Below are 12107 nucleotides of genomic sequence, written 5' to 3'. Positions count from 1 at the left end.
ATCCGCGGGCCCGCCGCTTCCCAAGCTCTTCAGAGCAACACCACGTCGTATTGTTCCTGGGAATACATGGTTTCCACCTGGAAGCGAATCGTGCGTCCAATAAACGCTTCCAGCTCTGCGACATTGCCTGACTCCTCGTCGAGCAGGCGGTCCACGACTTTCTGGTTCGCCAACACTCTATAGCCGGTCGCCTGGTAGGCGCGCGCCTCCCGGAGAATTTCCCGGAAGATTTCGTAACACACGGTTTCCGGGGTCTTGAGCTTGCCGCGGCCCTGGCAACTGCTGCACGGCTCGCACAGCACCTGTTCGAGGCTTTCGCGGGTGCGCTTGCGGGTCATCTGCACCAGGCCCAGCTCGGTGATACCGATGATGTTGGTCTTGGCGTGGTCGCGTTCGAGTTGTTTTTCCAGGGTCCGCAGCACCTGGCGCTGGTGCTCTTCATCTTCCATGTCGATGAAGTCGATGATGATGATCCCACCCAGGTTGCGCAGGCGCAGTTGCCGGGCAATGGCGGTGGCGGCTTCCAGGTTGGTCTTGAAGATGGTTTCTTCCAGGTTGCGATGGCCGACGAACGCCCCGGTGTTGACGTCGATGGTGCTCATGGCCTCGGCCGGATCCACCACCAGGTAGCCGCCGGACTTGAGCGGGACCTTGCGTTCAAGGGCTTTCTGGATTTCGTCTTCGACGCCGTACAGGTCGAAAATCGGCCGTTCGCCAGGGTAATGCTCGAGGCGGTCGGCGATTTCCGGCATCAGTTCGGCGACGAACTGCGTGGTTTTCTGAAAGGTCTCCCGGGAGTCGATGCGGATTTTCTCGATCTTGGGGCTGACCAGATCGCGCAAGGTCCGCAGCGCCAGGCCCAGGTCTTCGTAGATCACGCTGGGGGTGGCGATGGTCTTGATCTGCGCGGCGATCTGGTCCCAAAGCCTGCGCAGGTAGCGGATGTCCATGAGGATCTCATCGGCCCCGGCCCCTTCGGCGGCGGTGCGCAGGATGAACCCACCGGCTTCCTTGATGCCTTCTTTTTCCACGCAGTCGCTGACCACCTGCTTGAGACGCTCGCGCTCGGCCTCGTCTTCGATCTTCAGGGAAATGCCGACATGGGCGGTGCGCGGCATGTACACCAGGTAGCGCGACGGAATCGACAGTTGCGTGGTCAGGCGCGCGCCCTTGGAGCCGATGGGGTCCTTGGTGACCTGCACCACCAGGCTCTGGCCTTCATGCACCAGCGCGCTGATGCTCTCCACGGCCGGCCCTTCGCGCACGGAAATTTCCGACGCATGGATGAATGCCGCGCGGTCCAGGCCGATGTCGACGAAGGCCGCCTGCATGCCCGGCAGCACCCGCACCACCTTGCCTTTATAGATATTGCCGACGATGCCACGCTTTTGCGTGCGCTCGACGTGGACCTCTTGCAGAACACCGTTTTCAACCACCGCCACGCGCGATTCCATCGGCGTGATGTTGATCAGGATCTCTTCACTCATGGCAGGGTCTCGTTCAGGCACGTTCACGATTATGGCCGCATCAAGTCAGACGGCGCTCAGCGCGCGCTCAAGGTTTGCCAACAGGGTATGCCGAAATGGCCCAGTAGTTCTGCGGTTTCGCACAGCGGCAGGCCGACCACGGCTGAATAACTGCCTTCAAGCCCGGCGACGAATACCGCACCCAGCCCTTGAATGCCATAGCCGCCGGCCTTGTCCCGGGGTTCACCGCTGGCCCAGTAGGCCGCCGCTTCCTGTTCCGTGATCGACCGAAAGCGCACCAGGCTGCGCACAACGCGGGATTCACAACGCTGCCCTCCCAGTATGGCAATGGCGGTCAATACTTCATGTTCGCGACCGGACAGGCTCAAGAGCATCGCCATGGAATCGGCCTGGTCCACGGGTTTGCCGAGAATTCGCCCGTCCAGTACCACAGCCGTATCGGCGCCCAACACGCAGCCATCCATGCCGGCGTCCAGGGCTCGCCGACCCGCCTCGGCCTTGCAGCGCGCCAGGCGCTCGACATAGGCCGAAGGGGTTTCGTGGTCCAGGGGAGTTTCGTCGATGTCCGCGCCGACGGCGGTAAAGGGTACACCGATCTGCGTGAGCAGTTCACGCCGACGCGGCGAACCTGAGGCGAGGTAAAGCGGTTTCATCAAGACATCTCCCTCTCAAAGCACAGCCATCCAGACAAAAACAGCTTTTGTGGCGAGGGAGCTTGCTCCCGCTGGGCTGCGCAGCGGCCCCAACCTTTACGGTCGCTACGCAACCGAGCGGGAGCAAGCTCCCTCGCCACAGGGATGTAAGTCATCAGAAAAAGTGTAGGTATCCTGACCGAATCAGTTGATTTTGAAACGCAGGCGCAGGCCACGCAAACCGAAGCTGACCCAGGGCCAGAGCAAGGCGCTGACCAGGGCTGGCAAGACCAGCGCCAGGGTCGGCTGGCGGTTGCCAGTCAGCGCGCTGAGCCACAACTGCACCAGTTGCGCCAGGCCGAAGATCACCAGGATCACCAGGCACTGCTGCCACATAGGGAACATCCGCAGGCGTTGTTGCAGCGACAGCACCAAGAAGGTGATCAACGTCAGGATCAGCGCGTTCTGCCCCAGCAACGTGCCATAAAGCACGTCCTCGGCCAGGCCCAGGCACCAGGCGGTGACCATGCCGACCTTGTGCGGCAAGGCCAGAGCCCAGAAGGCCAGCAACAGGGCCAGCCACAGTGGGCGCAGGATTTCCATGAACTGCGGCAGCGGCGAAACGCTGAGCAACAGGCCGATGGCGAAGGTCAGCCAGACCATCCAGCCGTTACCGGATTGGGTACTGCTCATTCTTCTCGTGCTCCCCTGGGGGCTGGCGCGGTGGCCGGCGTGGAGGCTGGCGGTTTGGCGGCGGGCCGGGCTGGTTGAGCAGGCTGCGCGGCGGGCGCGTGGGTGGCCGAGCGGGTCGGTTTCACAGCAGGCGCGGCGGGCGCGGTGACCGGGGTTGCCGCCGGCGCGGTGGCCGGAGCCGCCGTCGCGGGTGCTGGCACTGGTGGTTTTGGCACCGCGGCCGGGACAGGCGCCGGCGCTGCGGTCACTGGGGCGGCCGACTCGCCGCCCTGGCGGTCCTGGGCTTCCTGGGCCACGGCGGCATCGTTGGCACGTTCTTCGGGCGTGCGGTTGTCGCTGAATACCAGCAGCAGGTAGCGGCTGCGATTCAATGCCGCCGTCGGCACCGCGCGAACGATGGCAAACGGCTGGCCGGAGTCATGGATGACTTCCTTGACCGTCGCCACCGGATACCCGGCCGGGAAGCGCTGGCCGAGGCCGGAACTGACCAGCAGGTCGCCTTCCTTGATATCGGCGGTATCGGCCACATGCCGCAGCTCCAGGCGTTCCGGGTTACCGGTGCCGCTGGCGATCGCCCGCAGGCCGTTGCGGTTGACCTGCACCGGAATGCTGTGGGTGGTATCGGTCAGCAACAACACGCGGGACGTGTAGGGCATCAACTCCACCACCTGGCCCATCAGGCCACGGGCGTCGAGCACCGGCTGGCCGAGGACCACGCCGTCGCGCTCGCCCTTGTTGATGATGATACGGTGGGTGAAGGGGTTGGGGTCCATGCCGATCAACTCGGCCACTTCGACCTTCTCGTTGACCAGCGCCGAAGAATTGAGCAACTCGCGCAGCCGAACGTTCTGCTCGGTGAGGGCCGCCAGCTTCTGCATGCGCCCCTGCAACAGCAGGTTTTCGGTCTTGAGTTTTTCGTTTTCGGCGACCAGTTCGGTCCGGCTGCCAAACTGGCTGGCGACACCTTGCCACAGGCGCTGCGGCAGGTCGGTGATCCAGTAGGATTCCATCAACACCAGCGACATCTGGCTGCGTACAGGCTTGAGCAGCGTGAAGCGGGCATCGACCACCATCAGCGCGACCGATAGCACGGTCAGCACCAGCAGGCGCACACCCAATGAGGGGCCTTTGGCGAAAAGCGGTTTAATAGGCCGCTCCTCCCAGGCAAATGTTTTCTTTATTCATACGGCATCAAACCGGCCTGGATACGAATGACAGAAGATAAACGCCAACGGGCAGCACTGCAAAGTGCTGCCCGGGAGCGAACAACATAGACCACTTCAGCAAAACTTATTCGCTGGAGAGCAGGTCCATGGTGTGCTTGTCCATCATTTCCAATGCTCGGCCACCGCCGCGGGCAACGCAGGTCAACGGGTCTTCGGCAACGATCACCGGCAGGCCGGTTTCCTGGGCCAACAACTTGTCAAGGTCACGCAACAGTGCGCCACCACCGGTCAGCACCAGGCCGCGCTCGGCGATGTCCGACGCCAGCTCCGGCGGCGACTGCTCCAGGGCGCTCTTGACCGCCTGGACGATGGTCGCCAGCGACTCTTGCAGCGCTTCGAGCACTTCGTTGGAGTTGAGGGTGAAGGCCCGTGGAACGCCTTCAGCCAGGTTGCGACCACGCACGTCGACTTCACGCACTTCACCGCCCGGGTAGGCCGTGCCGATTTCCTGCTTGATGCGCTCGGCGGTAGATTCGCCGATCAGGCTGCCGTAGTTGCGACGCACATAAGTGATGATCGCTTCGTCGAAACGGTCGCCGCCCACACGTACGGATTCGGCGTAGACCACACCATTGAGGGAGATCAGCGCGATTTCAGTGGTACCACCACCGATGTCGACGACCATCGAGCCGCGGGCTTCTTCCACCGGCAGGCCGGCACCGATGGCAGCGGCCATTGGCTCTTCGATCAGGAACACTTCACGGGCACCGGCGCCGAGGGCCGATTCACGGATAGCGCGTCGCTCTACCTGGGTGGACTTGCATGGAACGCAGATCAGCACACGAGGGCTGGGCTGCAGGAAGCTGTTTTCGTGAACCTTGTTGATGAAGTACTGCAGCATCTTTTCGCAGACGCTGAAGTCGGCGATCACGCCATCCTTCATTGGGCGAATGGCCGCGATGTTGCCCGGTGTACGGCCCAGCATGCGCTTGGCTTCCGTACCGACAGCCACGACACTTTTCTGGTTACCGTGGGTGCGGATGGCCACGACCGAGGGTTCATTCAGGACGATACCGCGCTCGCGCACGTAAATAAGGGTGTTGGCAGTGCCCAGGTCAATGGAAAGATCGCTGGAAAACATGCCACGCAGTTTCTTGAACATGGGAAAGGGACCCTAGGCAACGCGTGGGTAAAAAAGTGCGGCAAACTCTAACAACGACAGGGATTTTGGGCAAGGCGCCAATATGTTAAATTGGCCGCTTTTCTGTGCACCAAACCCCACAATCGCGGCCAGTGCCCTGTGTCATAAGTGCGCTCCTTCTTTGACGAGTGGCTATTGTCGTCAGGCAAGGCGCCGCGACGAGTCATAGCCTGCTATGGCGAGAAGCGGCAACGCAGCATGACGGCAATAGACGCCGTCAAAAAGGAACAGCACTTGTGATACAGGGCACTAGGGCCGTAGAAATGCGGTAGTGTTCCGACAATCTAACACACGGACAGACTGCGTCCGTTTTGTTTTCCACTGGAGAATCCCATGGCGCTTGAACGCTCCGACGTGGAAAAAATCGCTCATCTGGCCTGTCTGGGCCTCAATGAAGCCGATCTTCCACACATCACTTCTGCCCTGAACAGCATTCTGGGGCTGGTCGACGAGATGCAGGCGGTCAATACCGACGGCATCGAACCACTGGCACACCCACTGGAAGCCAGCCAGCGCCTGCGCGCCGACGTCGTGACCGAGTCCAATCACCGCGAGGCCTACCAGTCCATCGCACCAGCGGTCGAAAACGGCCTGTACCTGGTTCCGAAAGTCATCGACTAAAGGGAAAGAGCCTCTCATGCATCACATGACCCTGGCCGAGATCGCCCGCGGACTCGCCGATAAAAAGTTTTCTTCCGAAGAGCTGACCCAGGTCCTGCTGGCGCGCATCGCCCAGCTTGACCCGCAGCTCAACAGCTTCATCAGCCTCACCCAGGAGCTGGCCCTGAGCCAGGCCAGGGCCGCCGATGCCCGGCGCGCCAATGGTGAAACCGGTGCCCTGCTCGGTGCGCCGATTGCCCACAAGGACTTGTTCTGCACCCAGGGCATCCGCACCAGCTGCGGTTCGAAGATGCTCGACAACTTCAAAGCCCCGTACGATGCCACCGTGGTCGCCAAGCTGGCCGCCGCCGGCACCGTGACCCTGGGCAAGACCAACATGGACGAATTCGCCATGGGCTCGGCCAACGAGTCGAGCTACTACGGCGCGGTGAAAAACCCGTGGAACCTGGAACACGTACCGGGCGGCTCGTCTGGTGGTTCCGCCGCCGCCGTGGCCGCACGCCTGTTGCCGGCCGCCACCGCCACCGACACCGGCGGTTCGATTCGCCAACCAGCGGCGTTTACCAACCTCACCGGCCTGAAGCCGACCTACGGTCGCGTCTCGCGCTGGGGCATGATCGCCTACGCCTCCAGCCTCGACCAGGGCGGCCCGCTGGCGCGCACCGCCGAAGACTGCGCGATCCTGCTGCAAGGCATGGCCGGCTTCGACCCGAACGACTCCACCAGCATCGATGAGCCCGTGCCGGACTACAGCGCCAGCCTCAACGGTTCGCTGCAGGGCCTGCGTATCGGTGTGCCGAAGGAGTACTTCAGCGCCGGCCTCGACCCGCGCATCGCCGAGCTGGTCCATAACAGCGTCAAGGAGCTGGAGAAGCTCGGCGCGGTCATCAAGGAAATCAGCCTGCCGAACATGCAGCACGCGATTCCCGCGTACTACGTGATCGCCCCGGCGGAAGCGTCCTCGAACCTGTCACGCTTCGACGGCGTGCGCTTCGGCTATCGCTGCGAGAACCCGGAAAACCTGATCGACCTGTACAAGCGCTCCCGTGGCGAAGGCTTCGGTGCCGAAGTGCAGCGCCGGATCATGGTCGGCGCCTATGCGCTGTCCGCCGGCTACTACGACGCCTACTACCTCAAGGCGCAGAAAATCCGCCGCCTGGTGAAGAACGACTTCATGGCGGCCTTCAACGAGGTCGACATCATCCTCGGCCCGACCACGCCAAACCCGGCCTGGAAGCTCGGCGCCAAGAACAGCGACCCGGTCGCCGAGTACCTGGAAGACGTCTACACCATCACCGCCAACCTCGCCGGCTTGCCGGGCCTGTCCATGCCGGCCGGTTTCGTCGATGGCCTGCCGGTGGGCGTGCAGTTGCTCGCGCCGTATTTCCAGGAAGGCCGCCTGTTGAACGTTGCCCACCAGTATCAGTTGAACACTGACTGGCACACCCGCACCCCAACCGGCTTCTGAGGAGAAACACATGCAATGGGAAGTCGTGATCGGGCTGGAGATTCATACCCAGCTCACCACCCGGTCGAAAATCTTTTCCGGTAGCTCCACCACGTTCGGCTCCGAGCCCAACACCCAGGCCAGCCTGGTCGACCTGGGCATGCCCGGCGTGCTGCCGGTGCTCAACGCCGAAGCGGTGCGCATGGCGGTGATGTTCGGCCTGGCGATTGACGCCGAGATCGGCCAGCACAACGTGTTCGCCCGCAAGAACTACTTCTACCCGGACCTGCCCAAGGGCTACCAGATCAGCCAGATGGAACTGCCGATCGTTGGCAAGGGCCACCTGGACATCGCCCTGGAAGACGGCACGGTCAAGCGCGTCGGCATCACCCGGGCGCACCTGGAAGAAGACGCCGGCAAGAGCCTGCACGAAGAGTTCAACGGTGCCACCGGCATCGACCTGAACCGTGCCGGCACGCCACTGCTGGAAATCGTTTCCGAGCCGGACATACGCAGCGCCAAGGAAGCCGTGGCCTACGTCAAGGCGATCCATGCGCTGGTGCGCTACCTGGGCATCTGCGATGGCAACATGGCCGAAGGCTCGCTGCGCTGCGACTGCAACGTGTCGATCCGGCCTAAAGGCCAGGTTGAGTTCGGCACGCGCTGCGAGATCAAGAACGTCAACTCGTTCCGCTTCATCGAGAAGGCGATCAACAGCGAGATCCAGCGCCAGATCGAACTGATCGAGGACGGTGGCAAGGTCATCCAGCAGACCCGCCTGTACGACCCGAACAAGGACGAGACCCGTCCGATGCGCAGTAAGGAAGAAGCCAACGACTACCGTTACTTCCCCGACCCGGACCTGCTGCCGGTGGTCATCGAGAACGCGTTCCTCGACGAGGTGCGCGCCACCCTGCCGGAACTGCCGCCGCAGAAACGCGAGCGCTTCCAGGCGCAGTTCGGGCTGTCGAGCTATGACGCCAACGTCCTGGCCACCAGCCGCGAACAGGCCGATTACTTCGAAAAAGTCGTGAGCATCGGTGGCGACGCCAAGCTGGCGGCCAACTGGGTGATGGTGGAACTGGGCAGCCTGCTGAACAAGCAGGGCCTGGAGATCGACCAGTCGCCGGTCTCGGCCGAGCAACTGGGCGGCATGCTGCTGCGGATCAAGGACAACACCATTTCCGGCAAGATCGCCAAGATGGTGTTCGAAGCCATGGCCAATGGCGAGGGCAGCGCCGACGAGATCATCGAGAAGCGCGGCCTGAAGCAGGTCACCGATACCGGCGCCATTTCCGCCGTGCTCGATGAAATGCTCGCGGCCAACGCCGAGCAGGTCGAACAGTACCGCGCGGCAGACGAAGCCAAGCGCGGCAAGATGTTCGGCTTCTTCGTCGGCCAGGCCATGAAAGCCTCCAAGGGCAAGGCCAACCCGCAACAGGTCAACGAACTGCTCAAAAGCAAGCTTGAGCGCTGATGGACATGGAGCCAGTACCTGTATCTGGCTCATTCCCCTGTGGCGAGGGAGCTTGCTCCCTCGCCACAATGATCCTCACAACCACACTGATGTGGGAAACCCTTTGATGAAGCGTCTCCTCGGCGCCTGCGCCCTGCTGTCCCTGCTGGCCGGTTGCGCCAGCCAGAGCGGGACGGTCGATCCTCACGGCTACGACCAGACCGGCGTCGCCTCCTATTACGGTGCAAAACACCACGGCAAACGCACCGCCAGCGGCGAGCGTTTCAACCAGAACGGCCTGACCGCCGCCCATCGCCAGTTGCCGTTCGGCACCCGGGTGAAAATCACCAATCTGAAAAATAACGACAGCGTCGTGGTCCGTATCAACGACCGCGGTCCGTATACTCGAGGCCGTCTGATCGACGTATCCCGCGCAGCAGCCGAGCAACTGGGCATGCTACGCAGCGGCACCGCACGGGTACGCGTGCAAGCCCTCGACGATTGATAGACGGAGCCCGGCCATTTCCCTGATTACCGCCCTACCGCTGCTCAGCCTGATCGAATTGCTCGGTGGCCTGTTGTTGCTGATCAGCGGCGCCGAGCTGCTGGTGCGGGCTGCAATAGGCCTGGCGGTTCGCTTGCAAGTGCGGCCGCTGATCATCGGCCTGACCGTCGTCGCCTTCGGCAGCAGCGCGCCGCAAATGGCCGTCAGCCTGCAGGCGACTATGGCGCAGAACGCCGACATCGCTGTGGGCAGCGTGATCGGCAGCAGCATCTTCAACATCCTCGTCACCCTCGGGTTGTCGGCGCTGATCATTCCGTTGCGCGTCTCGCGCCAATTGGTGCGCCTGGACATCCCATTGATGATCGGTGCCAGCCTGCTGGTGTTCGTGTTGGCCTGGAATGAGGAACTGACGCAACTGGACGGTGTGCTGCTGCTGATGGCCCTGGCGGTGTACCTGGGCCTGTTGCTGCGCCAATCGCGACACTCAGGACGACCGCACCCCGTGGGTGTCGATGTGGCGCAAGGGGCGTGGCCCAAGAGCCTGGCGATGATCGTGCTGGGCCTGGCAATGCTGATTTTCGCCGGCCACCTGCTGCTGGGCGCAGCGGTGGAAGTGGCGATGGACCTGGGGCTTTCGGAGCGCATCATCGGCCTGACCATCGTCGCCGTCAGCACCTCGCTGCCGGAACTCGCCACCTCGTTGATCGCCGCCCTGCGCGGCCAACGGGACATTGCGGTGGGTAACGTCATCGGCAGCAACCTGTTCAACCTGCTCGGGGTATTGGGGATAACCGCCCTCGCCGCTCCCACGCCACTGTCGGTCTCACCGAACGCCCTGGATTTCGACCTGCCGGTGATGCTCGGCGTGGCGGTGTTGTGCCTGCCGGTGTTCTATTCCGGCTACCGCGTCACTCGCGCCGAAGGCCTGCTGTTTTTGGGCTTGTACCTGGCCTACGGGCTGCACGTGGTGTCGTTCACCACCGGCATGCCCTTGGCCGGGCAACTGGAACGGCTGATGCTGTTCTATGTGCTGCCGGCCCTGCTCGCATTTTTGCTGTTCACCTCCCTGCGCGCCTGGCGCCGCCAACACCACAAGAGGGATTTGCCATGACCGACACTCCAAAGACCGGCCTGGACATGCGTCGCCAGGTCATGGGCGACGCATTCGTCGACCGCGCCCTGGGCAACGCCACCGAGTTCACGCAGCCATTGCAGGACTTCGTCAACGAACATGCCTGGGGCAGCGTCTGGCGCCGCGAAGGCCTGCCGCTGAAGACCCGCAGCCTGATCACCCTGGCCGCCCTCACCGCCCTCAAGTGCCCTCAGGAACTCAAAGGCCATGTGCGTGGCGCGCTGAACAACGGTTGTACGGTGGAAGAGATTCGCGAGGCGTTGCTGCATTGTGCGGTGTATGCGGGCGTGCCGGCGGCGATCGATGCGTTTCGGGCGGCGCAGGAAGTGATCGAGGCGTATCAGAAACCTGAGTAAAGTACCGGGGCCTGTAGCGACAGGTCAGGCCTCTTCGCGAGAGCAGCACAGATCCAAGCCTAGATCCACCCACCCCACTGCAACACAAAAATCCCCACGTTGGTGGTAATCGCCGCCATCAACGTGGTGATGACGATGATCGCCGCCGCCAGTTCATGATTGCCATCGGCCGCCCGGGCCATGACGTAACTGGCGGCGGCGGTGGGGCTGCCGAAGTACAGGAACAGGATGCCCAATTCCGCCCCGCGAAAACCCCAGAGCCAGGCCCCGAGGGTGGTCAGCAGCGGCAGGCCGACCATTTTCACCAGGCTCGAACTCAGGGCCATCTTGCCGCTCTTGCGCAACGCCGCCAGCGACAGCGTGCCGCCGATGCAGATCAGCGCCAGGGGCAAGGTCATTTGCGACAGGTATTTGGCCGAGGTCTCGAACCAGTTCGGCAGGCCGATGTGCCAATAAGCGAACGGTGCAGCGACGATCACGCTGATGATCAGCGGGTTGCTGATCACGCTTTTGCAGATGCTCCACGGATCGGACTTGATCACCGGGCTATAGACCGCCAGCACGATGGTCGACAAGGTGTTGTAGAACAGGATCACCAACGCCGCGAGGATCGCACCCAGGGAAATCCCGTAGTCGCCGTACATGCTCGCCGCCAACGCCAAGCCAATCACGCCGTTGTTGCCGCGAAACGCACCCTGGGTATAGATGCCGCGATCCTCCCGCGGGCAACGCCAGATCGCCCAGCCCCAGGCCATGGCGAAACTTGCCAGGGTAGCGACGGAGAAATAGATCAGCAGGTCGGGCTGCAACGCCGCATGCAGGTCGGCATGGAGGATGCCGAGGAACAACAGCGCCGGCATGGTGACGTTGAACACCAGGGACGAGGCGATGTGGATGAAGTTATCGTTGATCCAGTTGATGCGCTTGAGCAACACCCCCAAAAACAGCATGGCAAACACCGGCGCGGTGATGTTCAGGGTTTCGAGGAAAATTGCCAGCATGCCGGGACCTTGAGAGGGGTGTCGTTAGGTGGCTAATGATAAGCCACTCACGGCACTGGCGTCTGGTGAACTGATCGTTCCCACGCTCTGCGTCACTAGTGTCCGGTAAAAACTGAAGGGGGAGCTTGCTCCCCCTTGCTGTGCCTGCGTCTTAAGCAATAATCAGGTTTTTCAGACTCGATTTTCGCCCATGTTCAGCAGCACGCGATTTGCACAAATGCTCCAGGCCCTTCCTCATCAGCTCTTCAAGGCAGCCGTCAAACGCTGTGGTGCTGATCGTTACGCTAAGCAGTTCACTTCCTGGGATCTACTTATCACGCTGATTTACGGTCAGCTTGTCCAAGCTAAAAGCTTGCGCACGTTGGCGACAGCTTCACAGTCGCTGGAACCCCATCGTTATCACCTAAACG

The 12107-nt window shown here is 62.3% G+C and carries 13 protein-coding genes; 7 read left to right on the top strand and 6 right to left on the bottom strand.

The window, feature by feature from the left end:
• Positions 1 to 29 precede the first annotated feature (29 nt).
• The 5 genes from rng to mreB form a co-directional block, all read right to left on the bottom strand.
• Complete coding sequence (rng, locus tag BLU76_RS27975; RefSeq protein WP_092225341.1) at positions 30 to 1487, bottom strand: ribonuclease G; 1458 nt, start codon at positions 1485 to 1487, stop codon at positions 30 to 32.
• A 56-nt stretch (positions 1488 to 1543) separates the two neighbouring features.
• Complete coding sequence (locus BLU76_RS27970; RefSeq protein ID WP_092225339.1) at positions 1544 to 2140, bottom strand: Maf family protein; 597 nt, start codon at positions 2138 to 2140, stop codon at positions 1544 to 1546.
• 183 nt (positions 2141 to 2323) lie between these two features.
• The gene (gene mreD, locus BLU76_RS27965) at positions 2324 to 2812 is read right to left on the bottom strand and encodes a rod shape-determining protein MreD (RefSeq protein ID WP_003197820.1); all 489 of its coding nucleotides are present in this window, start codon (positions 2810 to 2812) and stop codon (positions 2324 to 2326) included.
• Positions 2809 to 3960, bottom strand: coding sequence for a rod shape-determining protein MreC (gene mreC / locus BLU76_RS27960; RefSeq protein WP_092149031.1), 1152 nt, complete (start codon positions 3958 to 3960; stop codon positions 2809 to 2811). Before mreC ends, mreD begins: the two co-directional genes overlap by 4 nt.
• Before the next feature lie 142 nt (positions 3961 to 4102).
• Positions 4103 to 5140, bottom strand: a complete 1038-nt coding sequence (gene mreB, locus BLU76_RS27955) for a rod shape-determining protein MreB (RefSeq protein WP_002555108.1) — start codon at positions 5138 to 5140, stop codon at positions 4103 to 4105.
• Positions 5141 to 5512: 372 nt separating this feature from the next.
• On the opposite strand from mreB, the gene gatC reads away from it, so the two are divergent.
• From gatC to BLU76_RS27925, 6 genes are all read left to right on the top strand, one after another.
• Entirely contained in the window at positions 5513 to 5800 is a 288-nt protein-coding gene (gatC, locus tag BLU76_RS27950) for an Asp-tRNA(Asn)/Glu-tRNA(Gln) amidotransferase subunit GatC (protein ID WP_003197816.1), read from the top strand.
• 16 nt (positions 5801 to 5816) lie between these two features.
• Positions 5817 to 7268, top strand: coding sequence for an Asp-tRNA(Asn)/Glu-tRNA(Gln) amidotransferase subunit GatA (gene gatA / locus BLU76_RS27945; RefSeq protein WP_063322926.1), 1452 nt, complete (start codon positions 5817 to 5819; stop codon positions 7266 to 7268).
• A 10-nt stretch (positions 7269 to 7278) separates the two neighbouring features.
• Positions 7279 to 8724 (top strand): Asp-tRNA(Asn)/Glu-tRNA(Gln) amidotransferase subunit GatB, encoded by a 1446-nt coding sequence (gatB, locus tag BLU76_RS27940; protein ID WP_092225337.1) that lies wholly within the window; start codon positions 7279 to 7281, stop codon positions 8722 to 8724.
• A 106-nt stretch (positions 8725 to 8830) separates the two neighbouring features.
• Complete coding sequence (locus tag BLU76_RS27935; protein WP_092225335.1) at positions 8831 to 9208, top strand: septal ring lytic transglycosylase RlpA family protein; 378 nt, start codon at positions 8831 to 8833, stop codon at positions 9206 to 9208.
• 49 nt (positions 9209 to 9257) lie between these two features.
• A complete protein-coding gene (locus tag BLU76_RS27930; RefSeq protein ID WP_063322929.1) occupies positions 9258 to 10319 on the top strand; it encodes a calcium/sodium antiporter in 1062 nt (353 codons plus the stop codon).
• A complete protein-coding gene (locus BLU76_RS27925) occupies positions 10316 to 10696 on the top strand; it encodes a carboxymuconolactone decarboxylase family protein (protein ID WP_092225333.1) in 381 nt (126 codons plus the stop codon). The genes BLU76_RS27930 and BLU76_RS27925 overlap by 4 nt, the downstream gene beginning before the upstream one ends.
• Positions 10697 to 10755: 59 nt before the next feature.
• On the opposite strand, the gene BLU76_RS27920 is transcribed toward BLU76_RS27925, so the two are convergent.
• The gene (locus tag BLU76_RS27920) at positions 10756 to 11697 is read right to left on the bottom strand and encodes an AEC family transporter (RefSeq protein ID WP_092149038.1); all 942 of its coding nucleotides are present in this window, start codon (positions 11695 to 11697) and stop codon (positions 10756 to 10758) included.
• A 190-nt stretch (positions 11698 to 11887) separates the two neighbouring features.
• Here BLU76_RS27920 and BLU76_RS27915 point away from each other — a divergent pair.
• The coding region (locus BLU76_RS27915; protein ID WP_139211686.1) for a DUF4372 domain-containing protein at positions 11888 to 12107 on the top strand (220 nt) is incomplete at its 3' end.

This window comes from Pseudomonas sp. NFACC08-1 (genome assembly GCF_900106735.1).
In the GTDB taxonomy this organism is placed as follows: Bacteria; Pseudomonadota; Gammaproteobacteria; order Pseudomonadales; family Pseudomonadaceae; genus Aquipseudomonas; species Aquipseudomonas fluorescens_Q.
The sequence above is the reverse complement of the archived record's forward strand: the minus strand, read 5'-3'. Positions and strand labels throughout refer to the sequence as shown.